Genomic DNA, 24,869 nt, shown 5'->3' with positions numbered 1-24,869 from the left:
GTCCCGCCGGGCCGGGCGCCTTCGCATGGGGCGGGGGCCGGCGCCCTCACACTCCGCCCGTCGCGCCGAGGCCCGTCAGGGCGCCCACCGGGTCGGGGTCGGGGGTGCCGCGGGGCCACCAGTCGTCGTGGCCGGGCTCCGACTCGTACGCGTACCACAGCCCGTCCCGGCCCAGGCGGAGCTGGACGTGGCCGCGCGGGTGCGTGAGGCGGTTGCGCCAGGGCCGGAACGCCGGCAGGTCGGCGGCGAGGAGCAGCGGGCGGGCCCGGTCGAAGCGCCCGGCCGGCGGATCCCACGGTTCCTCCAGGACGGCCAGCCCCTCCGAACCGCCCTGCCGCCAAGCGGCCACGGCGCGCGCCAGCTCCGCCGGGGTGCGCCCGGCGGCCGTGGCGAGCGAGGAGTACAGCGCGCGGGTGGCCGCGGTGAGTCCCGAGCCGGGGCGGGCGGCGGCGAGCCGGACCGCGTCCTGCCAGAGCGTCAGCTCGGCCACCGGGTCGTGGCCGGTGACGAGCACGGCGTGCGCGCGTGCGGCGGCATCGGTCGCCAGCTGGTCCAGCGCGAAGGGGTCCGGCCCTCCCGGCGCCGCCGGGTAGACCGGCGGCTGCCCGGGATGCTGCGGCACGGGCAACGGCGGCGGCAGCGGCGGGAGTTGCTGCCGGGCGACGGCGTCGGTCGCTCGCACGCCGGGCAGCGGTGCCGGTTCCCGGTCCCGGGCGGCGCGGGCCGCGCGCGCGGCGCTGAGCCGGGAGAGGGCCTCGAGCAGCTCGCGCTCCCCTCGGCCGCGCAGCAGGAGCAGCACGAAGGGGTCGGCGTCGAGCAGTCGGGCCGTCTGGTAGCACAGGGCCGCGGCGTGCTTGCACGGGTGCCCCCGGTCGGGGCAGCTGCAGTGCGGCTCCAGGTCGCCAGGGCCCGGCAGCAGCGGTACTCCGCAGTCGGCGAGGGAGTGCGGCAACTCCTTGTCCAGCAGCGCGGCGATGTGCCCGGGCCGCTCGACGGCGGCGTCCAGGAACCGGTCCCAGTCGGCGTCGTCCAGCGTGCGCAACCGCACCTGTACGCGGTAGGGGCGCGGGCGGCTGCCCTGCACGTAGGCGAGTACGAGGCCGGGGGTCACCGTGATGGCGTCCACGTGCCCCTGCTCGGCGTACCCCCGGCCCCGCGCCAGCCGCTTGGCGTCCAGCGCGCCTTCCTCCAACGCCGTGACCCACGCGTTGCCCCACCAGGTCTCGGCGAAGCTCGCGTCCCCGCCCGAGGAGCGGGGCCGGAAGGCGTCGAAGGTACGGCGAAGGTCGCCGTCGCGGGAGGGGGCGGCCATCGACCGGGGAACGGCGGGGACCGCGGGGGACGCCGGGACGGCGCCGACCTCACCGCCGCCGTGACCGTCGTCGCCGTGACCGCTGCGGGCGGGGGCGCTGTGGGCGGGGGCGTCCTCCGGCCGGGTCGTCGCGTCCTGGCGAGGCACGCCGAAGGCTCCGGCGAGCAACTCCCCCACACTACGGGCCCGCCGACCACCGGCGGCGCGTGCCGAGGGACGACCGGGGGCAGGCGCGGGCCCGGCGTTCCGGCGCCCGGGGACACCGTGCTCCAGGGCGCGGTGCTCCGGAGCGCGGTGCTCCGGTCCGCGGTGCTCCGAGTTCCGGCGGTCGGCATCCACATGGTCGGCGTTCCGCCGCTCGGCGTCCGCGTCCGTACGGTCGTCATCAGGACGGCCGGTGTCCGTGCGTCCGGCGTCCGTGCGTCCGGGGTCCGCTCGCCTCTGCCGCAACGCCGCGCGCAGCGCCTCGCGCGCGATGTCGGCGGGACGTGCTCCGCGCGTCCCCGCTTCGCCGGGCGGACTCGGGCGGACCCCGGGGACGGGCTCGGCATCCCGGGCGCTCGGGCCCGCCTTCCCGCCACCCACCGGGTCCGCCGCCCCGCCGCCGGACCGGCCCGCTCCCCCGTCGGCAGGCGAACCCGCCTCCGAGCCGGGCGAGTCGACGGAGCGACCCTCCGCCGGACTCCCCTCCGCCGGACTCCCCTCCGCCGGACTCCCCTCCGCCGGACTCCCCTCCGCCGGTGTCTCCTGAGCCGGAGCCCCCTGTGCCGGTGTCCCCCCGGCCGCGTCACCCGGCGCCGGGTCGGGCGCCGGCGCCTCCGGGAGCCCCCCGGCGGAGGCGCTTGCCAGGCCGCGCCGGGCGGAGACCGCCTGCCGCAGCGCCGCGCGGGCGGCGTCGGCCGGCCGCCGCGGCTCACGTCCGGACGTCCCGGACCCCGGTGACCGGCCGCCGGCGTCCTCCGTCCCCGGCCCCCTGCTCGACTCAGCCACCGCCGCAGCAACCGACGCAGCAACCGACACCCGGCCCGCAGCCCGGTCCGCGGCCCCCTCGGCGGCCTCCACCGGCGTGGCCTCCACGTCCGAGTCGCCCGCCCGGTGCTCCCGCGCCTGTCGCAGGGCACGGCGGGCCTCGTCGGCCGGGCCGGGGGTCATGACGGCCTCCGCAGGGACACCAGGTCGGACAGCTCACGGTCCGTCAGTTCCGTGAGCGCCGACTCGCCGGAGCCGAGGATCGCGTCGGCCAGGGCGCGCTTGGCCTGAAGCATCTCGGCGATGCGGTCCTCGACCGTGCCCTCGGTGATCAGGCGGTGGACCTGGACCGGCTGGGTCTGTCCGATGCGGTAGGCGCGGTCGGTGGCCTGTTCCTCGACGGCCGGGTTCCACCAGCGGTCGAAGTGGATGACGTGACCGGCGCGGGTGAGGTTGAGGCCGGTACCCGCGGCCTTCAGCGACAGCACCAGGACGGGGGTCGCCCCGCTCTGGAAGCGGTCCACCATGCGCTCGCGTTCGGCGACCGGCGTGCCGCCGTGCAGGAAGTCGGCCGGGACCGCGCGGGAGGCGAGGTGCGTCATGATCAGGCGGGCCATGCCGACGTACTGGGTGAAGACCAGTGCCGAACCGTCCTCCGCGAGCAGCGTGTCCAGCAGTTCGTCGAGGAGGGTCAGCTTCCCGGAGCGGGCGACCAGGCGTTCGCCGTGCGCCTGCGCCGCCGTCTCCTTCAGGTACAGCGCTGGATGGTCGCAGATCTGCTTCAGCGCCCCCAGCAGCTTCAGCACCAGGCCCCGGCGCGCGATGCCCTCGGCGGTCTCGATGGCCAGCAGGGACTCCCGCACCACCGCCTCGTACAGGGCGGCCTGTTCCCGGGTGAGCGGCACCGGGCGGTCCGTCTCCGTCTTGGGCGGCAGTTCGGGCACGATGCCGGGGTCGGACTTCTTGCGGCGCAGCAGGAAGGGGCGCACCAGGCGGGAGAGGCGGGCCACCGCCTCCTCGTCCTCGCCGTTCTCCACCGCGCGCGCGTGCCGGGCGCGGAAGGACTTCAGGGGGCCGAGGAGCCCCGGCGTCGTCCAGTCGAGCAGTGCCCACAGCTCGGACAGGTTGTTCTCGACCGGCGTGCCGGTCAGGGCGACGCGGGCCGTGGACGGGATCAGGCGCAGCGCCTTCGCGGTGGCCGAGTAGGGGTTCTTGACGTGCTGCGCCTCGTCCGCGACGACCATGCCCCACCGCTGTCCGGCCAGCAGCGGCGCCGCGCCGCGCATCGTGCCGTAGGTGGTGAGGACGAAACCGCCGGACAGGTCCTCCAGGGTGCGGTCGGGGCCGTGGAAGCGGCGGACCGGGACACCGGGCGCGAACCGGCTGATCTCGCGCTGCCAGTTGCCGAGCAGGGAGGCCGGGCAGACCACCAGGGTCGGTTCGGTGCGGGCCCGCTTGAGGTGCAGGGCGATCACGGTGATCGTCTTCCCGAGGCCCATGTCGTCGGCGAGGCAGCCGCCGAGGCCGAGCGAGGTCATGAGGTCCAGCCAGGCCAGGCCCCTGAGCTGGTAGTCGCGCAGGGTGGCGTGCAGGCCCGGCGGCGGTTCGGCGGGACGCAGTCCGGCCGTGAGGCGGTCGCGCAGGGCGGCCAGGGCGCCGACCGGCACGGCCCGCACCGTCTCGCCGTCGACCTCGGCGCTGCCGGTGAGGGCGGCGGACAGCGCGTCGACCGGGTCCAGCAGGCCCAGTTCGCGTTTGCGGGCCTTGCGGACCAGCGCCGGGTCGACGAGCACCCAGCGGTCGCGCAGCCGGACGACCGGGCGGTGGGCCTCGGCGAGGGTGTCCATCTCGGCCTCGCTCAGCGGATCGCCGCCGAGCGCCAACTGCCAACGGAACTGGAGCAGTTCCTCGCTGTCGAAGAAGCCGGTGCCGTCGGTGGCCGAGCCCGGGGCGGGGCGGACCACCGCGGCCGCGGTGAGGTCCCGCGCCAGGTCCCGGGGCCAGTGCACGGCGACCCCGGCGGCCGCGAGCCGGGCGCCCGCCACGCCGAGCAGGTCGCCCAGTTCCTCGTCGGACAGGGCGAGGACGTCGGGCACGTCCTGCTCGCAGAGCCGGTCGAGCGGGGCCCAGACGCGGGCCGCCCGCCGCACGGCGAGGGCCGCGTCCACGCGCGCGCGTGGGCCGAACGCCGCGTCCGCCTCGCCCGCCCACAGCGCGGCCGCGTCGGCGACGAGGGTGGGGTCGGCGAGGCTGTGCACCTGGACGATCGCCGCGCCCGCGGTGCGCACGCCCGCGCCGCCGTCGAAGAGTTCGTACGCCGACAGGTCCAGGCGGAGCGAGAGGCGTACGCCCGCGTCCATGCCGGCGGCGACCTCGGCGGCCCAGTCGTGGGCGCCGGGCAGGTGCTGGGGCCGGCGGTCGGCGAAGGGCCGGCCGGAGGCGTGCGGCGCGGCGGGGGTACGGGGCAGCGTGTCGGCGACGGCGTCCAGGAAGGAGCGCATCAGCGCCTCCGGCTCGGGCAGCCGCAGCGGGCCGGATCCGGGCAGCGGGACGGCGTGTCCCTCGTACGGCAGGGCCGCGGCGATCGCCCTGAGGTGCGCGATGTCGTCGGGGTCGAGGGGGCCGGCCCGCCAGGCGTCGTGGCCGCCGGACGTCAGGCCGGGCAGCAGGCGGCCCCGGGCGACCAGCCGCAGGGCGTGCAGCGCGGCCGCGCCCCAGCAGGCGGTGGCGGGGTGGGCGGCCGGGTCGCGGCGGGCGCGCGCGAGCAGCGGAAGCGCCTCGCCGACCGGGAGCGCGAGGGCGGGCGCGGTGCGGCGCCGTACGCCCGCGCCGTGCTGTCGTACGACGGTGAGCTCGGTGACGGCGGTCGGCTCGGTGTCCTCGGCGGGCAGCGGGGCGCCCTCGGGGTCCCAGAAGGCGATCCGCCCGTCGCGGGGCAGGGGCGCGGGGAGGTAGACGGCCGCCAGCCGGAGCGGCACCCGCTCCCCGGCGCGCCCGGCCACCGTGGCCGTGTCGCCCATACGACTGTCACCTCCCGCCCGTCGTGTCGGATCAGACGTCTTCGACTCTACGGGCGGGGTCTGACAATCGGCCCCGGAGGCCCGTACGGCCCCGGCGCCGCCCGGTCAGGGGACGGTGCGGGAGACGACGTAGACGAACGGGTTGTGCGGGTCGGCGAGGCTGACGACGACGTCCTGGGTCGGCTTGGGGTTCTGCTGCCGGTGGACGAGGCCGTACCAGGGGCCGGGACCGGTGAACCGCCAGCCGGTGATCTTCTGGTCGCGGGCGTGGATGGTGATGTCGCCCCGCTTCAGGTCCGACCGCTCGACGCCCATGTCGCGCAGGAAGACGTCGAGGTTGGCGTTCGGCGTCTGGAACTGGACGTAGAGGCGGCTGGTCTTCCAGTTGTTCGTCTCGTAGTACGCGACCTTGCCGGAGGGATGCGGCATCGGCACCTGGTAGAGGCGGCGCTGCACCTTGGACGGCCAGCCCCTGGTCAGGCCGGTCGCCGAGTACTTCGCCTCCTTGTCCTTGCCGGCGTCGCGGCTCTGGTTGGCCGAGATCACCAGGTAGCCGGCCGGTACGCCGATGAGCAGCACGATGATGAGGAGGGTGAGCGCCCTGCGGCGGATCATGTGGCGGCGGTCCTCGGGGTGCCCGGGCCGCCCGCCGGTGGGCTCCGCCTGGCGCGGCAGCGAGGCCGTCATGCGGTGTCCTCGCGGCGGGCGGACGCGTACCGCTCGTAGCGCTCGTAGCGCTCGACCCGGCGCCGCTTGGCGCGGCGGAAGCGGCGGGCGACCAGGCGGGCCAGGTCGGCGGCGCCGACCATGCCGGCCTCGGGGCCGAGCTGGGCGCGGGTGATGCGGGCCTCGGGGCGGTAGCCGCGGCCGGTGAGATGGCGTTTGAAGGCGTCGCGCGCGGGGCCGATCAGCAGGTCGTCCGCGGCCGACACGCCGCCGCCGATGACGAAGCAGGAGGGGTCGAGGGCGGCGGCGAGGTTGGCGATGCCGACACCGAGCCACTGGCCGATGTCCTGCAGCAGCTCGATGCACATGGCGTCGCCCTCGCGGGCCAGCTCGGTGATCATCGGGCCGGTGATGTCGGAGATGTTGCCCTTGACGTGCTCGATGATCCCGTAGGCCACCGGGGAGTCGGCGGCGGCCAGCTCGCGCGCCTCGCGCACCAGCGCGTTGCCGGAGCTGTACTGCTCCCAGCAGCCGCGGTTGCCGCACGGGCAGCGGTGGCCGCCGGGCACGACCTGCATGTGGCCGAACTCGCCGGCGACACCGTACTTGCCGCGCTTGACCTGGCCGTCCTCCAGGATCGCGCCGCCGATGCCGGTGCCGAGCGTGATCATGACGAGGTGGTCCTCGCCGCGGCCGGCGCCGAAGCGCCACTCGGCCCAGGCGGCGGTGTTGGCGTCGTTGTCGACCAGGACGGGGACCGCGAGGCGGCCGGCGATACGGTCGCGCAGGGGCTCGTTGCGCCAGGACAGGTGGGGTGCGAACAGGACGCGGTTGCGGTCGGCGTCGACCCAGCCGGCCGCGCCGATGCCGACGGCGTGCACGTCGTGCCGGTCGGACAGGTCGAGGACCAGTTCGACGATGGTGTCCTCGACGACCTTGGGGCTCTTGGACTTGTCCGGCGTCTCCGTGCGGACCTTCTCCAGGATGTTGCCGTCCGCGTCGACGACGCCCGCCATGACCTTCGTGCCGCCGATGTCGATGCCCACCGTCGGGACGCGGGGCGCCGTGAGGTGCGAGCGGCGCTCCCGGGTGCCCACGGTCCTCAGGACCGGAGCGCGGCGGGAGCCTATGGGGGCGGTGAAGTCGCGGTAGGTGCTCATCAAGGCCCGATTCTGCCTCACCGTGACTCTGTGTGCCGTGCCGGGGAGAAAAGGCGGGGACGAATCACCCGCCCCCTTGTCCTGACAATATGACCGACATGGGACTCATGACCGTACGAGCAGCTGGAACTCGAAGGAGTAGCGCGACGGCCGGTAGGTGTGGCTGCCGAACTCCACCGGGCGGCCGGTGTCGTCGAAGGTGGTGCGCTGCATGGTGAGCAGCGGGGCGCCCTCGGCCTCGCCGAGCCGCTCGGCCTCGTCGGCGGTGGCCGCGCGGGCGCCGATGGCCTGGCGCGCGCTGTGCAGCGTGATGCCCGCGGCGCGCATCATGCGGTACAGGCCGGTCGTCTCCAGCTGCGCGGTGTCCAGGTCCAGCAGGCCGGGCGGGATGTGGTTGCACAGGCACGCCATCGGCTCCCCGTGCGCGAGCCGCAGCCGCTCCACCCGGTGCACGTCGCTGCCCTCGACCACACCGAGTGCGGCCGCGACCTCCGCCGTCGCCGGGACCATGGTGTTGACCAGCACCTTCGTCGCGGGGCGCTGGCCGGCCGCCTCCAGGTCGTCGTAGAGGCTGCTGAGTTCGAGCGGGCGCTTGACCTGGCTGTGCACCACCTGGGTGCCGACGCCGCGGCGGCGCACCAGAAGGCCCTTGTCGACCAGGGACTGGATGGCCTGACGGACGGTGGGCCGGGACAGGCCCAGGCGCGCGGCCAGCTCGATCTCGTTGCCCAGCAGGCTGCCCGGGGTGAGTTCTCCGCGTTCGATCGCCGCCTCGAGCTGCTGGGACAGCTGGAAGTAGAGCGGCACCGGAGAGCTGCGGTCCACCCGCAGGTCGAGCGACACGGTCGGGTCCTCTTGTGGTTTCGGCACGGGGCCGAGCGTAACTCCGTGCGTTGTTGACGGGAAGTCGTGTAGTTCGATTGTCCGGACATACGCATTGACAGTGTCCGTGTTCACGTCGCACTTTTGTTTCCATGCGCATCGGGGTCATCGGTACGGGCCGCATCGGTACCATTCATGCGAACACGCTCAGCCGTCACCCGGAGGTCGGCTCCCTGATCCTCACGGACACGGATCCGGCACGGGCCCAGGAGCTCGCGCACCGGCTCGGCGAGACGGCGGCTCCCGGAGTGGACGAGATCTTCAAGTGGGGCGTGGACGCCGTGGTGATCACGACGGCCACCTCGGCCCACGCGGAACTGATCGGCCGGGCGGCACGCTCGGGGCTGCCGGTGTTCTGCGAGAAGCCCATCGCCCTCGACCTGCCGGGCACGCTGAACGCGATCGCCGAGGTGGAGGCCGCCGGGACGATCCTGCAGATGGGCTTCCAGCGCCGTTTCGACACCGGCCACCTGGGCGCACGGGAGGCGGTCGGCTCCGGCCGGCTGGGCCGGCTGCACACCGTGCGGGCGCTCACCTCGGACCAGGCCCCTCCGCCCCCGGAGTGGCTGCCGCTGTCCGGCGGGCTGTTCCGGGACACGCTCATCCACGACTTCGACGCCCTGCGCTGGGTGACCGGGCGCGAGGTCGCCGACGTGTACGCGGCCGGGTCGGACGCCGGGCCCGCGATGTTCCGCGCGGCGGGCGACGTCGACACCGGCGCCGCCCTGCTCACCCTCGACGACGGCACGCTCGCCACGGCGACCGCGACCCGGCTGAACGGCGCCGGGTACGACGTGCGCATGGAGCTGGCCGGGGAACTCGACCAGATCGCCGTCGGCCTGGACGACCGCACGCCCATCGCCTCCACCGAGCCGACCGGGCCACCGGCCGCGGACAAGCCGTGGCCCGGGTTCCTGGAGCGCTTCGGCCCCGCCTACGAGGCGGAACTGGCCGCCTTCGTCGACGTGGTGCTCGGCCGGCGGGCGAACCCGTGCGACGGCCGGGAGGCGTTGCAGGCCCTGCGCGTGGCCGAGGCCTGCGAGGTGTCCCGGCGGGAGCGCAGGCCGGTGGCGCTGGCGGAAATCCCGGGCGGGGTCGAGTCGGCGTTCAGGTGAACGGCCCGTCGAGCGGGTGTTCCGGAGGGGAATCGGCCGAAGTTGTCATTGACATGCCACCTTCTACGCGCGTCATCATGTGGCCATGAGATTCCCCCCACGCGCCACCCGGATCGGCGCCGCAGCCACCCTCGTGTCCGCCCTCCTCGTGGGCGGCGCCGTCTCCGCCACCACGGCGGACGCCGCCGCCACCTCCGTCGGGAGCATCTGTCACAGCGACCTGCCGTCCCAGGCCCACGACACGCTCGACCTGATCGCGTCGGACGGCCCCTTCCCGTACTCGCAGGACGGCACGGTCTTCAAGAACCGCGAAGGCGTCCTGCCCGGCCGGCCGTCCGGCTACTACCACGAGTACACGGTGATCACCCCGGGCTCCTCCACGCGCGGCGCACGCCGCATCGTCACCGGCGAGGAGTACCAGGAGGACTACTACACCGCCGACCACTACGCCACGTTCGACCTCATCGACTTCGGCTGCTGAGGTCCGACGGTCCGCCGCCGCCCCGCGCGCCCGGACAGTCGTCCGCGGCGCGCGGTGGCGGCGCGGTGCGCCGCGGCCGGCCGGGCGGGCGCCCGGCGGTTCGTGCGCGCCGCGGGTGAGGCTCCGGCCGTCCTGCCGGAAGCCGTCGCGGGTGACGAAGACCGTGGAGACGCGCACGGCCGGTGCCCGCGGGACCGAGGTCGGTGTCCGCCGGCCGCCAGCGCCCGGGGGCGGCGGCCGCTGGGATGGGTCCATGACTACTTCTCAGCAGCCCCTGACCACGTCCCCCGACCGCGCGTCGGGCCCCTCGTCCCCCCTGGCCGGCAAGGCCGCCCTCGTGACCGGCGGCAGCCGCGGCATCGGTGCGGCGACGGCGGTGCGGCTGGCCCGGGAGGGCGCGGACGTGGCCATCACCTACGTCGACGGCAAGGAGGCGGCCACGGACGTCGTCCGGCGCGTCGAGCGCCTCGGGCGGCGGGCGGTGGCCCTCCGGGCGGACGCCGCGGACGCGCGGGAGGCGGCGGAGGCGGTGGAGCGCGCGGCCGGGGAACTGGGCGGGCTCGACGTGCTGGTGAACAACGCCGGCATCGGCGTCCTCGGCCCCCTCGGCACGCTCACCGCGGCGGACGTCGACCGGGTGCTCGCCGTGAACGTGCGCGGGGTGTTCCTGGCCTGCCGGGCGGCGGCCGGGCACCTGGCGGCGGGCGGCCGCATCATCACCGTCGGCACCTGCCTGACCCAGCGCGTGGCGGGGCCCGGCGCGACGCTGTACACGATGAGCAAGTCCGCCCTGACGGGCCTGACGAAGGCGCTGGCGCGGGAGCTGGGCTCCCGCGGGATCACCGCGAACATCGTGCACCCGGGCCCCACCGACACCGACATGAACCCCGCCGACGGACCGCACGCCCCGGCCCAGACGGCGCTGACCGCGCTCGGCCGCTTCGGCGACCCCGACGAGATCGCCGCGGCGGTCGCCTACCTCGCCGGCCCGGACGCGGCCTACGTCACCGGCACCGAACTGTCCGTGGACGGAGGGCACGCGGCGTGACCGGGCGCCACGGGGCACTGCCGGGACGGCCGGTGCGACGGCCGGTGCACCGATCGGCATGACGACACGCCCGATCGTCGGCGCCGGTACGCCACCACCCCCGCGTGGCGGCTCCGCCGGACCCGGCCCCCGACGCCAGGGCCGCTCCGGCGACGCACCGGGCCCGCCCCGGGGCCCCGGGACCGCAACCGGACTCCGGGCCCGCACCCGGACTCCGGACCCGCACCGGGGCTCCGGGACGGCCGGTGCGACGGCCGGTGTACCGATCGGCATGACGACACGCCCGATCGTCGGCGCCGGTACGCCACCACCCCCGCGTGGCGGCTCCGCCGGACCCGGCCCCCGACGCCAGGGCCGCTCCGGCGACGCACCGGGGCCCCGGGACCGCAACCGGACTCCGGGCCCGCACCGAGACTCCGGGCCCACACCGGGGCTTCGGGTCCGGTGCGGGTCCGGGACTCCGGACCCACACCGGACTCCGACCCACACCCGGGCTCCGGACCCGCACCGGGGCTCCGGGACCGCACCGGGCCCGGCCGTCAGCCGGTCGTCGTCCGGTGGCGGGCGGCCAGTTCCGACGCGCCGTCTTCCGTGAGGGTGCCGAACAGGCGCAGGCGGGAGATGCCGCCGTCCGGATAGATGTCCACGCGCGCGTGGGTGCCGACGGCGGGCTCCGGCAGGGCGAAGCGGTGGTCGGTGTCGGGCTGGAGGCGGGTGCGCGGGAGGATCTCGCGCCAGTCGCCGTCCTCGCCGTCCTTGACGGAGACCGACGCCCAGCCGGCGCTGTTGCCCTTCAGGTACGCCGTGTCGATCTCGACCGCGCGGATGCCGGACCGGGCGGCGAGACGGTAGCGGATCCAGTCGTGGCCCCGGTCGCGGCGCCGGCGTGTCTCCCAGCCGTCGTCCATCCTGCGGGAGCGGCCCGGGTGGATGGTGTGGGCGGCGGGCGAGTAGAAGAGGTCGGAGGCGTCCTCGACCCGGCCGCCGTTGGCCAGCGCGACCACGTCGAAGGTGCCGAGGGCGGCCAGCCAGGCCGGGTCGGGCACGACCTCGCCGTACACGCGCAGGCGGGCGATGCCGCCGTCGGGGTGCTGGTTGAGGCGGAGGTGGGTGAAGCGCTGTTCGACGTGGACGGCGAAACCGTTCGCCGCGTGGCCGCCGACCGGTGTGCGCGGCACGAGCGTCGTCCACTTCACGTCGTCGGCGAGGAGTTCGGCCGGGGACGGATGGCCCGGCACCGAGGTGCCCTCGACCGACACCGCCTGCGGGTGGTTGCCGCGGAAGTGGGCGGTGTCGACGACGATGCCCCGCACGACGCCGGGCACGCCGAGGCGCACCAGCGCCCAGTCGTGGTCGTCCGCCGCCGGCCACGGGTGGCCGGCCGACGTGCCGCGCCGCCGCCGCGTCTCCCAGCCGTCCATGATCTTGCCCTTGTTCCCGAAGCGCTCGGGGTCGAACTCGGCGCGCCCGGGCAGCAGCAGGTTCTCGCGCTCGGCGAAGAACTCGTCGTTCGCGGCGACGACGCCCGCGCCGAGCCGCCGGTCGGCGAGGTCGGCGTGGTGGGTGAAGGGGAAGTCGGCGGTGCGGTAGTCGGCGTAGGGGTCACCGCCGGAGTAGGGGCGCGCGTCGCCGGTGAAGCTCGGAATCGCCGTCACGTCGATCAGGGGTTCCATTCGGAGTCGGTTCCTTTCCGGAGCCGGCCGCTGCGGGTCGGGGCGCGCGGATCGGGGCGCGCGGATCGGCGGGGGACGCCGGTCAGCGCGGACGGGTCAGCAGCCGGCCCTTCGGGGCGGTGAACTCCCCGTCGGCCACGATCCGCTCGCCGCGCAGCCAGCTGGACCTCACCACGCCGTACAGGGTCCGGCCCGCGTACGCCGTCACGCGGTTGCGGTGGTGGAGGGCCGCCGGGTCCACGGTGAACGTCTCGTCGGGCGCGAGCACCGCGAAGTCGGCGTCGCGGCCGGGCGCGATGGCGCCCTTGCGGGCCTCCAGACCGGCCAGGCGCGCCGTCCGCGTCGACATCCAGCGCACGACGTCCTCGAGGCCGTGCCCGCGCGCGCGTGCCTCGGTCCACACCGCGGGCAGGCTCAGCTGGAGGCCGGAGATGCCGCCCCAGGCGGTGGCGAAGTCGTCGGTCTTCAGGTCGGCCGTGGACGGGGAGTGGTCGGTGACCACGCAGTCGACGGTCCCGTCGGCGAGCGCCTGCCACAGCAGGTCCTGGTTGGCCGACTCCCGGATGGGCGGGCAGCACTTGAACTCGCTGGCGCCGTCCGGGACTTCCTCGGCGGTCAGGGTGAGGTAGTGGGGGCAGGTCTCGACGGTGACGCGGACGCCCCTCGCCCTGGCCGCGGCGATCAGCGGCAGCGCGCCCGAGGACGACAGGTGCAGGACGTGCACGCGCGCGTGGAGGCGTTCGGCCTGCTCGATGAGGTGGGCGACGGCGGTGTCCTCGGCGTCGCGCGGGCGGCTGGCGAGGAAGTCGGCGTACCGGGGGCCGCCGTGCTGCGGGGCCGCGTCGAGGTGGTGCGGGTCCTCGGCGTGCACGACGAGCAGTCCGTCGAAGGAGGCGATCTCGGCCAGGGCCCGCGCGAGCTGCCGCCGGTCGAGGGGCGGGAACTCCTCGACGCCCGAGGGCGACAGGAAGGCCTTGAAGCCGAAGACGCCGGCCTCGTGCAGCGGGCGCAGGTCCTGGAGGTTGTCCGGCAGGGCGCCGCCCCAGAAGCCGACGTCGACGTGTGCCTGGTCGGCGGCGACGGCCCGCTTGGTGCGGAGGTGGCCGACCGTGGTGGTCGGCGGGAGGGAGTTGAGGGGCATGTCGACGAGGGTGGTGATGCCGCCGGCCGCCGCCGCGCGGGTGGCGGTCCAGAAGCCCTCCCACTCGGTGCGGCCGGGGTCGTTGACGTGCACGTGGGTGTCGACCAGGCCGGGCAGCAGGGCGTCGTCGCCGAGGTCCTCGAGCCGGGCGCCGGCGGTGACCGGCGCGTCGTACGGCAGGACGGCGGTGATGCGGCCGGCCGCCACCGCGACCGAGGCGGCGCGGGTGCCCTCCGGGGTGATGACGCGCGTCGAGCGCAGCACCAGCTCCGCCTCGGGCTCTGTGCCGGACACCCGGACCCCTCTCTGCCGCCGTCTGACGTGTTGCTTCCCGGAAACGGGGTTTACTTCCGCGTAACGGAATTCAACGTTCTGTTGAAGGAGTCTTCACTCCGCTCCCCCGCGTCGTCAAGGGCGCCCTCGCCCGCGGGCTCCGCGCGGGGACCGGCGGGCCTGCGGGTACGCTGCTGCCCTTGCCGCCAGTCCCGACCGGTTGCCACCGGTCCCGAAAGGAACGCGCCGTGCCGACGTCCAGCGCCAGCGCCACCGGCTCCGCCAGGCCCCCGGCCGGTGGCGGCGTCCAGTCCCTGGAGCGCGCCTTCGACCTGCTCGAACGGATGGCGGACGCGGGCGGCGAGGTCGGCCTGAGCGAGCTGTCCGCGAGCAGCGGGCTGCCGCTGCCCACCATCCACCGCCTGATGCGCACGCTCGTGGCCTGCGGGTACGTCCGCCAGCAGACCAACCGCCGGTACGCGCTCGGCCCCCGGCTGATCCGCCTGGGCGAGTCCGCATCCCGCCTGCTCGGCGCCTGGGCCCGGCCGCACCTGGCCCGCCTGGTCGAGGAGACCGGCGAGACGGCGAACATGGCGCTGCTGGACGGCGACGAGGTCGTCTACGTCGCCCAGGCGCCCTCCAAGCACTCGATGCGCATGTTCACCGAGGTCGGCCGGCGCGTCCTGCCGCACTCCACCGGCGTCGGCAAGGCACTGCTGGCCGCCGTCCCGGACGACGAGGTGCGCGCCCTGCTGGCCCGCACCGGGATGCCGGCGCTGACCGACCGGACGATCACCACGCCGGACGGCTTCCTCGCCGCCCTGCGGGAGGTGCGGCGCCTCGGCTACGCCATGGACGACAACGAGCAGGAGATCGGCGTCCGCTGCCTGGCAGTCCCGGTCCCCGACTCCCCCACCGCCGCCGCCATCTCGATCTCCGGCCCGGCGGGCCGGGTCACGGAGACGGCCACGGAGCGGATCGTGCCGGTGCTGCAGCAGGTGGCCCGGGAACTGTCGGAGTCCCTCGCGAGCACCGGCGGCACGCCGGCCTGAGCCCGGCCGGTCCCCCGACTGCCCGCGAACGGGGGCTCAGCCGCACGTCGGCTCCCCCTCGGGCCGTCCGGCCACCGTGAACGGCGCTCAGCCACGCGTCGGCTCCCCGAACAGGTCCACCGCGTCGCGGACCTGCGACATCGCGCCGGAGAGCGCGCTCACGGAGCCGATCGCGCCGACGATCACGAGCAGCGAGCGGCGCAGCCGCGGGGTCTCGGGCGCGCCGTCGAGGGTCATCGCGGTCAGCGCCGCCAGTTCCTGGTCGGCGATGCACCGGTCGGGGACCTCGGCCGGGTGCGCGGCGAGTTCACGACGCAGCCGGGACACCGCGGTCCGCAGTCCCGTCACCCTCGGATCCTCGCCGCTGCCGGTCACCGACTTCTGCCCCACGCTCCGCAACACAGCTCTCCCCCTCGCACGTACTCGCGCGCCCTTACACGCCGTTCGCGCGCCCTCGCGCGCCGCCGTGCGCCGTTCTGTCGTGATCCGCTCGACCCGCGCCCCCCGTGCGCTGGTCGGGCGCCGGGGACGCGGGCCAGTAAACGCCACCCGGGACCCCGCGCGCCACCGCGCGGGCCGAAATTCAGCCCCAGGAGACCGGGCGTCCGCCGGGATGTCAGGTATGCAGGACGCATGACCGACCACACCGACAACCACGACCGGGTCGCCGGACTGCTGCTCGCCGCCGGAGGCGGGCGCCGGCTCGGCGGTCGGCCGAAGGCGCTGCTCGAACACCGCGGGCGGCTGCTCGTGGAGCACGCGACCGGCGTGCTGCGCGCGGCCGGCTGCTCCCGCGTCCACGTGGTGCTCGGGGCGCGGGCCGCCGACGTGCGGGCACGGGCTCGGCTGGCCGACTGCGTGCTCGTCGACAACCCCGACTGGGAGGAGGGAATGGGCAGTTCGCTGCGGGCCGGACTCGGCTCGCTGTTCGGCACGGGCGCCCGGGCGGCGCTCGTCTCGCTCGTCGACCAGCCCGGCATCGGGCCGGAGGCGGCGGGCCGCGTGCTGGCGGCCTGCCGGGACGAGACCTCGCTGGCGTCGGCCGCCTACGACGGCGTACGCGGGCACCCCGTCCTCCTCGGCGCCGCCCACTGGGCGGGCGTCGCCGCGAGCGCGAGCGGGGACCGGGGGGCGCGCGCCTACCTCGGGACGCACCAGGCGGCGCTCACGCTCGTCGAGTGCGCGGACGTGGCGCGGCCGTACGACATCGACACGAGGGAGGACCTGGCCCGTCTGATCCCGGGCGAGTGAGCGGGGGCGTCCCGACGCCGGGCCCGGCCCGGGTCCGGTCCGCCCCAGTCCAGCCCTGTCCGGCCCGGTCCGGCCGTCCCGCCCTGTCCGGCACAGTCCGGCGCAGTCCCGCCCAGTCCGGCCCAGTCCCGCCCAGTCCGGCGCCCTGTCCGGCGCCCTGTCCGGCGGGGCGGCATGTCATTGAGGTTCCACGATGAGGAAATTAGTATCCGTCCAGCAGAAGCGCCCATCAGCGCCCTATCGAGGAGTGACAGCTCATGCCCGCAGCAGCGCCGTCCCCGCTGGCCGTCGTCGACGCCGAGCCCGTGCCTCGGCAGGAGGAGGTCCTCACCGACGCGGCGCTCGCCTTCGTGGCCGAGCTGCACCGCCGGTTCACGCCCCGGCGTGACCAGCTCCTCGCCCGCCGCGCCGAGCGCCGCGCCGAGATCGCCCGCACCGCCACCCTCGACTTCCTCCCCGAGACGGCCGGCATCCGCGCGGACGACTCCTGGCGGGTGGCGCCCGCGCCCCCCGCCCTCGACGACCGCCGGGTCGAGATCACCGGCCCCACCGACCGCAGGATGACGGTCAACGCCCTCAACTCCGGCGCGCGGGTGTGGCTCGCGGACTTCGAGGACGCCTCCGCCCCGACCTGGGAGAACGTCGTCCTCGGCCAGGTCAACCTGATCGACGCGTTCACCCGCAGCATCGACTTCACCGACCCGGTGAGCGGCAAGTCGTACGCCCTGCGCCCGGAGGAGGAACTGGCGACGGTGGTCGTACGCCCGCGCGGCTGGCACCTGAACGAGCGTCACCTCGTCGACGCCGACGGCGCCCAGGTCCCGGGCGCCTTCGTCGACTTCGGCCTGTACTTCTTCCACAACGCCCGGCGCCTGCTCGACCTCGGCAAGGGCCCGTACTTCTACCTCCCGAAGACGGAGTCGCACCTGGAGGCCCGCCTCTGGAACGACGTGTTCGTCTTCGCGCAGGACCACGTCGGCATCCCGCGGGGCACCGTCCGCGCCACCGTCCTGATCGAGACGATCACGGCCGCGTACGAGATGGAGGAGATCCTCTACGAACTCCGCGACCACGCCTCCGGGCTGAACGCCGGCCGCTGGGACTACCTGTTCTCCGTCATCAAGAACTTCCGCGACTGCGGGCCCCGGTTCGTCCTGCCGGACCGCAACGCGGTGACGATGACGGCCCCGTTCATGCGGGCGTACACCGAACTCCTGGTCCGCACCTGCCACAGGCGCGGCGCGCACGCGATCGGCGGCATGGCGGCCTTCATCCCGTCCCGCCGCGACCCCGAGGTCAACAAGGTCGCCTTCGAGAAGGTCCGGGCCGACAAGGACCGCGAGGCGGGCGACGGCTTCGACGGCTCCTGGGTCGCCCACCCCGACCTGGTGCCGATCGCCATCGAGTCCTTCGACAAGGTGCTCGGCGACCGGCCGAACCAGAAGGACCGCCTGCGCGAGGACGTCCACGTCGAGGCGGCCGACCTGATCGCCGTCGACTCCCTGGACGCCCGGCCGACGTACGCCGGTCTCGTCAACGCCGTCCAGGTGGGCATCCGTTACATCGAGGCCTGGCTGCGCGGGTCCGGCGCGGTCGCCATCTTCAACCTCATGGAGGACGCGGCCACCGCGGAGATCTCCCGCTCCCAGGTCTGGCAGTGGATCAACGCCGGCGTCGAGTTCGAGAACGGCACCAGGGCGACGCCGGAACTGGTCCGCGAGATCGCCGCCGGGGAACTCGACGCCGTCCGCCGCGAGACCGGCGCTCAGGCCTTCGCGTCCGGCCACTGGCAGCAGGCCCACGACCTGCTGCTCAGGGTCGCCCTGGACGAGGACTACACCGAGTTCCTGACCCTGCCGGCGTACGAACAGCTCGCGGGCTGACGCCTCGCCGCACCGGTCCGAGTGGCCCGGCGACCCGCCCGCGGCCACTCGGACCCGCCGCACGCCCGCCGCACGCCCGCCGCCCGTGCGTCACACGTCCCGCAGGCGTCTCCCCTGCGTCCCGCGCGCGTGCGTCAGCCCAGGTGGACCGACCAGTCCTGTTCCGCAGCCGGTCTGCCGTGCAGGTCGGGCACCCGCTTGAGCCAGTCGGGGCGGCCCTGCCGGGTACGTGCCGCGCGCCGGGCCTCCTCGGCGGCGATCTCCTCCCGCCCGGGGAAGTCGGTGGGCAGCCAGGCCGCCGAGGCCCGCACGCGCGCGTGCAGGTAGCCCGCGTACGCCGCGCGCACCTCGTCCGGGCCGGCGAACCCCTCCTCCTGGGCCAGCCAGGCGTCCGGCACGCACGCGGTGACCTCACGCAGCAGCTCGGGCGTCACCTTCGGCGCCAGCTCGGCGTCGGCCGCCCGGGTGTCGGGGGCGTAGTGGCCGAGGGCGTGGTGCCGGAAGTCGTACGCCTTCTCCGGGGAGGAGCTGTCCCAGCGGTGGTGGAAGACCAGGGCGGCGCCGTGGTCGATCAGCCACAGGCGCGGGGGCGCGACGCCCAGCGTGGGCCACAGCATCAGATTGGAGCTGTGGACCGTACGGTCCACGTTCGTGGTCAGCGCGTCGAGCCAGACGATCCTGCCCGCCTCCAGTGGATCGACCGGGAAGACCTTCGCGACCTCGGGCGTGAAGTCCCGAGCGCCCGGCAGGAAGTCCATGCCGAGGTTGATCCCGCGGCTGGCGGCATGCAGGTCGCGCACCTCCTGGTGCGGCTCGTGGCCGGCGATCGCCGGGTCGAAGCGGACCAACACCAGTTCGGGGAAGCGCAGTCCCAGGGCGCGGGCCAGCTCGCCCACGATCACCTCGGCGACCAGCGCCTTGTGGCCCTGCGCGGAGCCGGTGAACTTCACCACGTAGGTGCCCAGGTCGTCGGCCTCGACGATCGCGGGGACGGAGCCGCCGGAGTGCAGGGGCGCGACGTAACGGGTCGCGGTGACCTCTCTCAGCATCTCCCGGGCCCCCACGGTGTCCTTCGGCTCACTCGGCTCGCCTTCCACGGCCGGCTCCCGCCCCGGGGAGCCCCGGGTCGCCGGCCGTCTGCGCGGTCGGCCTCCGGCCCGAAGTGAGCATAGTAACCGAGCGTGACAGGCGGGGCGGAACGCCCGAACAGTCGCACCGGCGTCGCGGCCCCACGAGCGGGCGGACCGGGCCGTCCGCCCGGGGCACCTTGTCGGCCGGTTCCGACAGCGCGTCCGAACGCCCGATCGGTCATGGCGGGAACTCGCCCCGGAAGCGTGACACTTCCGCGAACCGAGCCTGCCGGACAGCCGTCTGCAACAGACTCGTGTCCGTGGCGCGGTCCCGGACAGGCGAACCGCACGACGCCGAGCCGGACGGACGCGAAGGATGTTCCGGGTGCCGACGGACGCCGGAGTGCCGTCCCACGCCGCCGCCAGCTTCCGCACGCTCACCCACGGCCCGTCGTACGGGCCCTGAACTGGCCCACCTCGGGAGGCGCCCGGTGAAGAGGTTCTCAGGTCCGGTGAAGATGGCCGAACCCCGGGTCTCCGACGCCGAACAGGAGCTGTTCGGCGGGCCGTTGCGCTACGACATGGGCTGGTCCCACCACGAGCACGCCGGCCTGGACCTCACCATGGTGTCGGCGCTGCGCTCCATGCCGTCCCTCGTCGGCGCCACCCTGCGCCTGGCGTGGAGCGCCGACCGGCGGGCGCTGTTCGCCGTGGCGGCCAGCGAGCTCGGCCAGGGCATCGCCGCGGCCGTCGGCCTGCTCGCCCTCAACGCCGTCATGCATGCCCTGCTCGCCGGAAGCGGCGACGCCGCCCAGCGGCTGCACTCGCTGCTGCCCGGCCTGCTGGCCGTCGCCGCCATCGGGGTGGTCAACTCCGTCCTCTCCGCCTGGTCGACCTCTCGGGCCGGGCGCCTGGAGCCGATGGTCGAGCGGATCGCCACCACCCAGTACCTGGCCGCCGCCACGAGCGTCGAACTGGAAGCCATCGACGACCCCGACTTCCGGCGGCTGGTGGACGTCGCCCAGTACGGTCCGGCGTCCGCCCGCCGCATGATCGGTGCCTGCGTAGCGGCGCTGAACGGCCTGATCTCCCTGGTCACCACGGCCGGTGTGCTCGCCGTCCTCCACCCGGTCCTGCTGCCCATGCTGATCCTCATCGCCGCCCCGCGCGGCTGGGGCGCCATGCGCGTGGCGCAGGAGCGGTACGTGTCGGTGATGAGCTGGATCGAGCACGTGCGGGCCGGCCGGCTCATCGGCAACCTGCTCACCGAGCGCGGCGCCGCCCAGGAGGTCCGCCTGCACGGCGTCGGCGCCTTCCTGCTCGGCCGTTACGAGCGCATGGCCGAGAGCGCGGAGGCCGAACAGGAACGCCTCGCCTCCAGCAAGGCCCTGACCGAATGGGTCGCGTCCGCGCTGTCCGGCCTGGCCATGGCCGCGACGTACGGGGCCATGTTCTGGCTGATCACGGCCGGGCACATGAGCCTCGCCATCGCCGGGACCGCGGTGATCGCGGTCCGGACCGGGTCGGCGAGCCTGGGCGCGCTGGTGATGAACATCAACCAGCTGCACGAGGAATCCCTCTACGTCCGCGACCACGGCCGGTTCCTGGTCCAGGCGGCGCGGCGCACCATCCCCGAGGGGGGCGATCCGGTCCCCGAGCGGGTCGCGGAGATCGTCCTCGACCGCGTCACCTACCGCTACCCCGACCGTGACACGGACGCCCTGGACCAGGTGTCCCTCACCCTGCCGATGGGCTCGGTCACCGCCGTGGTCGGTGAGAACGGCTCCGGCAAGAGCACGCTGATGAAGATCCTGTCAGGTCTGCTGCTGCCCCAGGCCGGCTCCCTGCGGTGGGGCGGGGCGGACATCGGCGACCTCGACCGCTCCCAGCTGTTCGAACGTGTCTCGCTGCTCACCCAGGACTTCCAGCGCTGGCCCATGACCGCGGCCATGAACATCCGCCTCGGCCGCCCCGCCCACGCGGCCACGCCGCAGGACCTGCAGCCCTCGGTGGACTACGCCGGAGCCGGACCGGTCATCGCCAGACTCCCCGACGGCCTGCGGAGCCTGCTGGCCCGCGTGTTCCGCGGCGCCATCGAGCTGTCCGGCGGGGAGTGGCAGAAAGTCGGTCTCGCCCGCACGCACTGGCGCAGCTCGACATCGCGGGCGGACAGCGTCCTGATCGTGGACGAACCCACCTCCGCCCTCGACCCCGAGGCCGAGATCCAGGCCTTCGACCGCATCCGCCGCCTCGCCGCCCCGAACCGGGCCGTCGTCCTGGTCACCCACCGCATGTCCGGCGTCCGCCACGCCGACCGCATCTACGTCCTCGACCACGGACGCCTCGCCGAACACGGCACCCACGACGAACTCATGGCCGCCCGGGGCCGCTACGCCGCCATGTTCGACGCGCAGGCAGCCCAGTACGCGCCCGACGCTGGCATCCCGAAACCCGCCGCACCCCCCGTCGTGGATCCCGCCTGACCGGCCTCGGGGTGCCGCGTGCCCGGCCGGCGCCATGCGCCCGGCCGGGGGGCATCGCCCCCGCGCGCGAGGGTTCGGCCGCGGGCTGCGGGTAGGCGTCCCGCATGGAGCTGTGGGGCAAGCGGGACGACATGGTGGTGCACGAGCGGGAGCCGTTCAACGCCGAACCGCCGCGCGGGGCGCTGGCGGGAGAGCGGCAGACCCCCGTCGGCGTCTTCTTCAGCCGCAACCACGGACCGATCCCCGACATCGACCCGGAGGCGTGGCGTCTGCGGGTGGACGGCCTGGTCGAACGCCCGCTGGAACTCTCCCTGCGGGAGCTGCGCGAGCGGTTCGGGGAGGTGGAGATCAGGGCGACCCTGCAGTGCGCGGGCAACCGGCGCGCCGGTCTCGCCGCGGTACGCGACATCCCCGGCGAGGCTCGCTGGGGCCCCGGCGCCACCGCCACCGCCCGTTGGAGCGGCGTCCGGCTCCGCGACGTTCTGGCCGAGGCCGGCCTCGGATCCCAGGCCGCGCACATCGCCTTCGGCGCCCCGGACGTCTCGCGGCAGGCCGACCCGCCCCAGCCCTACGGCGGCTCGATCCCCGCCGCCAAGGCCCTCGGCCCGGAAGTGCTGCTCGCCTGGGCCATGAACGGAGCACCGCTCCCCCGCGTCCACGGCGGGCCGCTGCGTGCCGTGGTGCCGGGCTGGATCGGCGCCCGCAGCGTCAAATGGCTCACGCGGATCACCGCCCGGTCCCAGCCCTCGGCCGGCTACTTCCAGGCGACCGCCTACCGCATCCTGCCGGCCGGAGCCGATCCCGCCCAGGCCGGACCCGGCGCCGGCATCTCCCTCGGCCCGTTCCCCGTGAACTGCGACATCCTCGCCCCCGACGACGGCGCCCGACTGCCCCCCGGGCCCACGGAGATCATGGGCTACGCCCTGGCGGGCGACGGCCGCACCGTCGCCCGCGTCGACGTCTCCGCCGACGCCGGGAGCAACTGGCAGCAGGCCGAACTCGACCCCGCGGACAGCCCCTGGGTCTGGCAGCTCTGGCGGACCACGCTCGACCTGGCGGCCGGCGAACGGCAGGTGACCGCCCGGGCGTGGGACAGCACCGGCGCGCTCATGCCCGAATCCCCCCGCTCCCTGTGGAATCCCCGGGGCTACGGCAACAACTCCTGGGCCTGCGTCCACGTCACCTGCCGCTGAACCGGGGCGGCCTCGCCGATCCCGCCGTGGCGCGGGTTCGTCCGGGCGTCGTGAGCAGGGACGTGAGGCAGGCGGTGACGAGCAGGGCGCACACGGTCGCGGGGGCGAGGGCGCGCACCCCGTCGCCGCGTCGCGCGTGGGTGATCACGACGCCGGCCATGAGCAGCCGGGCATGAGCAGCAGCCCGGCACCGGTCAGAATGCCCAGTGGCGGTACGGCCGGGCCGACGGCGGCTGCGGCGGCCCCTGCCACCTCGAGGCCCCCGATCACCCGGTAGGCCGGGACGGAGAAACCCGCGTGCGCGGCCGACCGACGCATCGGTGGCAGGGCGAGGATCTCGGGAGGTGCGCCCGCGCCGGGTCACCGTGCACGGCGAGCCGGCGAAACTGCCCCGCAGCCACAGCCCGCTCTCACCGCGGGCGGCGATCCGGAAGCCGAAGTCCCGGGCGGCCTTCGACGAACACCTCGCGGGAAACGACGACCCGGCGGAACTGGTCGCGGCCGGCTTCCGGCTCAGCGCCCGGATGACCGGCTCCCACCCGGAGCTGATGCAGGTGCTGCGCCGCCGTGGACTCGGCTGCCCGCACACGGACAACGGCCGGTCCTCCCGGGCCCGGCGCGACCTGGCGAGCGGGATCGCCTCCGGGCCGCTTCAGCGCCGTGGAACCCGCCGTCGCCCTCTCCGCGCTGGGCGGCACGCTGCTGTCACTGCCGGAGCTGAAGTCCTCCCGCCCCGACCTGGACGGGGACGAGGCGGCGTCGCACCTCGCCGAGACGGTCCTGCGCATGCTGGGCCTCTCCGCGGACGACGCCCACGAGGTCGCCCGGCGCCCCCTGCCCGGCCTCGCCCGGTGAGAGCCGGACGCAACGGAGCCGGGGCACGGATCGCCGGCGGGGCGGGGATCGCCCACGGGGCACGGATCGCCGGCGGGGCAGGGATCGCCGACAGCCCTACCCGAGCCCGCTCGGCAGGCGTGCGGAGGTGTAGGCCCGGTTCACCCATCTCTGCAGGTGCGGGGCCTGGGCCAGCAGTTCGCGGTAGACGCGGACAGCGTGGTGATGCACAGCCTCGACCACGGATGCCTCGACGGCCTCACCGCGCCAGATCAGCAGGTGCCGCTGCCACAACGGGTCCCCGGCCAGGGGCTTGACCACCACCCCGTCGATGGGGCGCACGGTGGGCTGTACCACCGTCACCCCCAGTCCCCTGGCGATCATGGACTGCAACTGGTCGAGTACGTGGAACTCGTGGGTGCCGGCCGGCATGAAACCCGCGGCCTGGCAGGCGTCGTAGAAGGCGCCGGGCCAGCCCACCCCGTCGTCGGAGGAGACGAACCAGGTGTCCTCGGCCAGTTCCTCCAGCGGGACCTCGACGCGGTGCGCCAGTGGGTGGTCGGCGTTCATGGCCACGAAGATCGGGACGGTGTTGATGGCACGATGCGCCAGAGCGGAGGAGTGCCGCAGGGGCAGTCCGGGGTAGTCGACGCCCAGCGCGGCGTCGAGTTCGCCGGCCTCCAGCAGACCGAGCAGTTCCCCGGTGGCGTAGACGCTGCACACGGAGACCTTGAGGTCCGGGCAGGCATCGCGCAGGGCGTTCAGCAGCGTCGGCACGATCGGTGTGTTGGTGGCACCGAGGCGGAGCGTGCCGTCCACTGTGGTCGGGCAGCTCGTACGCCGTCGCCCGAGGGCGTCGGCACGCACCAGGATCTCGCGTGCCTGGCTCACGACCTCCGCACCATAGGCGGTCAGCCGCACGCCCGTACTGCTGCGCAGGAACACCCCCTCACCGAGCAGTCGCTCGATGCGGCGCAGTTGCGTGCTCAGTGCGGGCTGGGTGAATCCGAGCGCGACGGCTGCCCGGCCGACGCTCCCGCAATCCGCGATCGCGCACAGCACACGCAGGTGACGCAACTCCAGTTCCATCGGTTCACCTCGTCGTGCGGCAGAAAACGGGGTCCATTATGCGCGCGAGCCGGCGGACGCGGCACTCCTCGTCCCGGGTCCGAACAGTACGGCCCGCGGGCGCCGCGCGTTATGCATGGTCCGCTCCTTCTCTTATGCCTCAGCCCGTTGTCCCCGCGGAGCCGGTCGTGGAACTCTCCACTGCACGTCCTGTCCCGCCGAGGTGGAGCGGGTCTGCTCCCGGTGACTCGGGCATCCCCGTGGCGGTCCCTTCGCCGTGAGGAGTACTCGTGCG

At 74.8% G+C, this 24,869-nt stretch carries 19 protein-coding genes and 2 pseudogenes; 9 read left to right on the top strand and 12 right to left on the bottom strand.

The window, feature by feature from the left end:
* Window positions 1-46: 46 nt before the first annotated feature.
* The 5 genes from VKA29_RS18520 to VKA29_RS18500 form a co-directional block, all read right to left on the bottom strand.
* Window positions 47-2,464 (bottom strand): SWIM zinc finger family protein, encoded by a 2,418-nt coding sequence (locus tag VKA29_RS18520; RefSeq protein ID WP_324786944.1) that lies wholly within the window; start codon window positions 2,462-2,464, stop codon window positions 47-49.
* Window positions 2,461-5,301: a DEAD/DEAH box helicase gene (locus tag VKA29_RS18515; RefSeq protein ID WP_324786943.1), complete on the bottom strand. Its 2,841-nt coding sequence runs from the start codon at window positions 5,299-5,301 to the stop codon at window positions 2,461-2,463. The genes VKA29_RS18520 and VKA29_RS18515 overlap by 4 nt, the downstream gene beginning before the upstream one ends.
* Before the next feature lie 105 nt (window positions 5,302-5,406).
* A complete protein-coding gene (locus VKA29_RS18510; protein WP_324786942.1) occupies window positions 5,407-5,988 on the bottom strand; it encodes a sugar kinase in 582 nt (193 codons plus the stop codon).
* Window positions 5,985-7,127 carry an ROK family glucokinase gene (locus VKA29_RS18505; protein ID WP_324786941.1) on the bottom strand — a complete coding sequence of 381 codons (1,143 nt, stop codon included), beginning with the start codon at window positions 7,125-7,127 and terminating at the stop codon, window positions 5,985-5,987. The genes VKA29_RS18510 and VKA29_RS18505 overlap by 4 nt, the downstream gene beginning before the upstream one ends.
* Window positions 7,128-7,232: 105 nt before the next feature.
* On the bottom strand, window positions 7,233-7,970 hold the full coding sequence (locus VKA29_RS18500; RefSeq protein WP_324787001.1) for a GntR family transcriptional regulator: 738 nt from the start codon (window positions 7,968-7,970) through the stop codon (window positions 7,233-7,235).
* 131 nt (window positions 7,971-8,101) lie between these two features.
* Here VKA29_RS18500 and VKA29_RS18495 point away from each other — a divergent pair, with 131 nt between their 5' ends.
* From VKA29_RS18495 to VKA29_RS18485, 3 genes are all read left to right on the top strand, one after another.
* A complete protein-coding gene (locus VKA29_RS18495; protein WP_324786940.1) occupies window positions 8,102-9,124 on the top strand; it encodes a Gfo/Idh/MocA family oxidoreductase in 1,023 nt (340 codons plus the stop codon).
* Window positions 9,125-9,209: 85 nt separating this feature from the next.
* Window positions 9,210-9,605, top strand: coding sequence for a ribonuclease domain-containing protein (locus VKA29_RS18490; protein ID WP_324786938.1), 396 nt, complete (start codon window positions 9,210-9,212; stop codon window positions 9,603-9,605).
* 253 nt (window positions 9,606-9,858) lie between these two features.
* Window positions 9,859-10,653: an SDR family NAD(P)-dependent oxidoreductase gene (locus VKA29_RS18485; protein WP_324786936.1), complete on the top strand. Its 795-nt coding sequence runs from the start codon at window positions 9,859-9,861 to the stop codon at window positions 10,651-10,653.
* A gap of 539 nt (window positions 10,654-11,192) precedes the next feature.
* Here the strand turns inward: VKA29_RS18485 and alc are convergent.
* Window positions 11,193-12,308 carry an allantoicase gene (alc, locus tag VKA29_RS18480; RefSeq protein WP_324787000.1) on the bottom strand — a complete coding sequence of 372 codons (1,116 nt, stop codon included), beginning with the start codon at window positions 12,306-12,308 and terminating at the stop codon, window positions 11,193-11,195.
* Window positions 12,309-12,408: 100 nt separating this feature from the next.
* Window positions 12,409-13,761 (bottom strand): allantoinase AllB, encoded by a 1,353-nt coding sequence (gene allB / locus VKA29_RS18475; RefSeq protein WP_324786935.1) that lies wholly within the window; start codon window positions 13,759-13,761, stop codon window positions 12,409-12,411.
* Between the two features lie 227 nt (window positions 13,762-13,988).
* On the opposite strand from allB, the gene VKA29_RS18470 reads away from it, so the two are divergent.
* On the top strand, window positions 13,989-14,792 hold the full coding sequence (locus VKA29_RS18470) for an IclR family transcriptional regulator (protein WP_324786934.1): 804 nt from the start codon (window positions 13,989-13,991) through the stop codon (window positions 14,790-14,792).
* Window positions 14,793-14,879: 87 nt separating this feature from the next.
* Here VKA29_RS18470 and VKA29_RS18465 read toward each other — a convergent pair whose 3' ends face one another.
* On the bottom strand, window positions 14,880-15,194 hold the full coding sequence (locus tag VKA29_RS18465; protein WP_324786933.1) for a DUF5955 family protein: 315 nt from the start codon (window positions 15,192-15,194) through the stop codon (window positions 14,880-14,882).
* 231 nt (window positions 15,195-15,425) lie between these two features.
* Here VKA29_RS18465 and VKA29_RS18460 point away from each other — a divergent pair, with 231 nt between their 5' ends.
* Window positions 15,426-16,043: a nucleotidyltransferase family protein gene (locus VKA29_RS18460; RefSeq protein ID WP_324786932.1), complete on the top strand. Its 618-nt coding sequence runs from the start codon at window positions 15,426-15,428 to the stop codon at window positions 16,041-16,043.
* Between the two features lie 257 nt (window positions 16,044-16,300).
* Window positions 16,301-17,926, top strand: coding sequence for a malate synthase A (gene aceB, locus VKA29_RS18455; protein WP_324786931.1), 1,626 nt, complete (start codon window positions 16,301-16,303; stop codon window positions 17,924-17,926).
* Window positions 17,927-18,060: 134 nt separating this feature from the next.
* On the opposite strand, the gene VKA29_RS18450 is transcribed toward aceB, so the two are convergent.
* Entirely contained in the window at window positions 18,061-18,975 is a 915-nt protein-coding gene (locus VKA29_RS18450; RefSeq protein ID WP_324786999.1) for a HipA family kinase, read from the bottom strand.
* 539 nt (window positions 18,976-19,514) lie between these two features.
* Between VKA29_RS18450 and VKA29_RS18445 the strand changes: the two genes are divergently transcribed.
* On the top strand, window positions 19,515-21,479 hold the full coding sequence (locus tag VKA29_RS18445) for an ABC transporter ATP-binding protein (RefSeq protein ID WP_324786930.1): 1,965 nt from the start codon (window positions 19,515-19,517) through the stop codon (window positions 21,477-21,479).
* A 104-nt stretch (window positions 21,480-21,583) separates the two neighbouring features.
* Window positions 21,584-22,672, top strand: coding sequence for a sulfite oxidase (locus VKA29_RS18440; RefSeq protein ID WP_324786929.1), 1,089 nt, complete (start codon window positions 21,584-21,586; stop codon window positions 22,670-22,672).
* 144 nt (window positions 22,673-22,816) lie between these two features.
* Here VKA29_RS18440 and VKA29_RS37040 read toward each other — a convergent pair whose 3' ends face one another.
* Together VKA29_RS37040 and VKA29_RS18435 are read right to left on the bottom strand one after the other, a co-directional pair.
* A complete protein-coding gene (locus tag VKA29_RS37040; protein ID WP_420718518.1) occupies window positions 22,817-22,990 on the bottom strand; it encodes a hypothetical protein in 174 nt (57 codons plus the stop codon).
* Window positions 22,983-23,120, bottom strand: a pseudogene (locus VKA29_RS18435) (2,3-dihydroxybiphenyl 1,2-dioxygenase); the annotation flags it as partial. The pseudogene VKA29_RS18435 and the gene VKA29_RS37040, both read right to left, overlap by 8 nt.
* A 4-nt stretch (window positions 23,121-23,124) precedes the next feature.
* Between VKA29_RS18435 and VKA29_RS18430 the strand changes: the two are divergent.
* Window positions 23,125-23,527, top strand: a pseudogene (locus VKA29_RS18430) (TetR/AcrR family transcriptional regulator); the annotation flags it as partial.
* Window positions 23,528-23,623: 96 nt separating this feature from the next.
* On the opposite strand, the gene VKA29_RS18425 reads toward VKA29_RS18430, so the two are convergent.
* Window positions 23,624-24,595 (bottom strand): LysR family transcriptional regulator, encoded by a 972-nt coding sequence (locus tag VKA29_RS18425; RefSeq protein WP_324786928.1) that lies wholly within the window; start codon window positions 24,593-24,595, stop codon window positions 23,624-23,626.
* Window positions 24,596-24,869: the final 274 nt, after the last annotated feature.

Source organism: Streptomyces sp. H51 (assembly GCF_035656535.1).
GTDB lineage: Bacteria > Actinomycetota > Actinomycetes > Streptomycetales > Streptomycetaceae > Streptomyces.
Note: the sequence above shows the minus strand (reverse complement) of the source record. Positions and strands in the feature narration are given on the sequence as shown.

Coding starts and splice junctions, on each gene's coding strand:
- VKA29_RS18520 (WP_324786944.1), bottom strand. CDS start 2,464: ATGACCCCCGGCCCGGCCGACGAGGCCCGCCGTGCCCTGCGACAGGCG.
- VKA29_RS18515 (WP_324786943.1), bottom strand. CDS start 5,301: ATGGGCGACACGGCCACGGTGGCCGGGCGCGCCGGGGAGCGGGTGCCG.
- VKA29_RS18510 (WP_324786942.1), bottom strand. CDS start 5,988: ATGACGGCCTCGCTGCCGCGCCAGGCGGAGCCCACCGGCGGGCGGCCC.
- VKA29_RS18505 (WP_324786941.1), bottom strand. CDS start 7,127: ATGAGCACCTACCGCGACTTCACCGCCCCCATAGGCTCCCGCCGCGCT.
- VKA29_RS18495 (WP_324786940.1), top strand. CDS start 8,102: ATGCGCATCGGGGTCATCGGTACGGGCCGCATCGGTACCATTCATGCG.
- VKA29_RS18490 (WP_324786938.1), top strand. CDS start 9,210: ATGAGATTCCCCCCACGCGCCACCCGGATCGGCGCCGCAGCCACCCTC.
- VKA29_RS18485 (WP_324786936.1), top strand. CDS start 9,859: ATGACTACTTCTCAGCAGCCCCTGACCACGTCCCCCGACCGCGCGTCG.
- VKA29_RS18460 (WP_324786932.1), top strand. CDS start 15,426: ATGACCGACCACACCGACAACCACGACCGGGTCGCCGGACTGCTGCTC.
- aceB (WP_324786931.1), top strand. CDS start 16,301: ATGCCCGCAGCAGCGCCGTCCCCGCTGGCCGTCGTCGACGCCGAGCCC.
- VKA29_RS18450 (WP_324786999.1), bottom strand. CDS start 18,975: ATGCTGAGAGAGGTCACCGCGACCCGTTACGTCGCGCCCCTGCACTCC.
- VKA29_RS18445 (WP_324786930.1), top strand. CDS start 19,515: ATGGCCGAACCCCGGGTCTCCGACGCCGAACAGGAGCTGTTCGGCGGG.
- VKA29_RS18440 (WP_324786929.1), top strand. CDS start 21,584: ATGGAGCTGTGGGGCAAGCGGGACGACATGGTGGTGCACGAGCGGGAG.
- VKA29_RS37040 (WP_420718518.1), bottom strand. CDS start 22,990: ATGCGTCGGTCGGCCGCGCACGCGGGTTTCTCCGTCCCGGCCTACCGG.
- VKA29_RS18425 (WP_324786928.1), bottom strand. CDS start 24,595: ATGGAACTGGAGTTGCGTCACCTGCGTGTGCTGTGCGCGATCGCGGAT.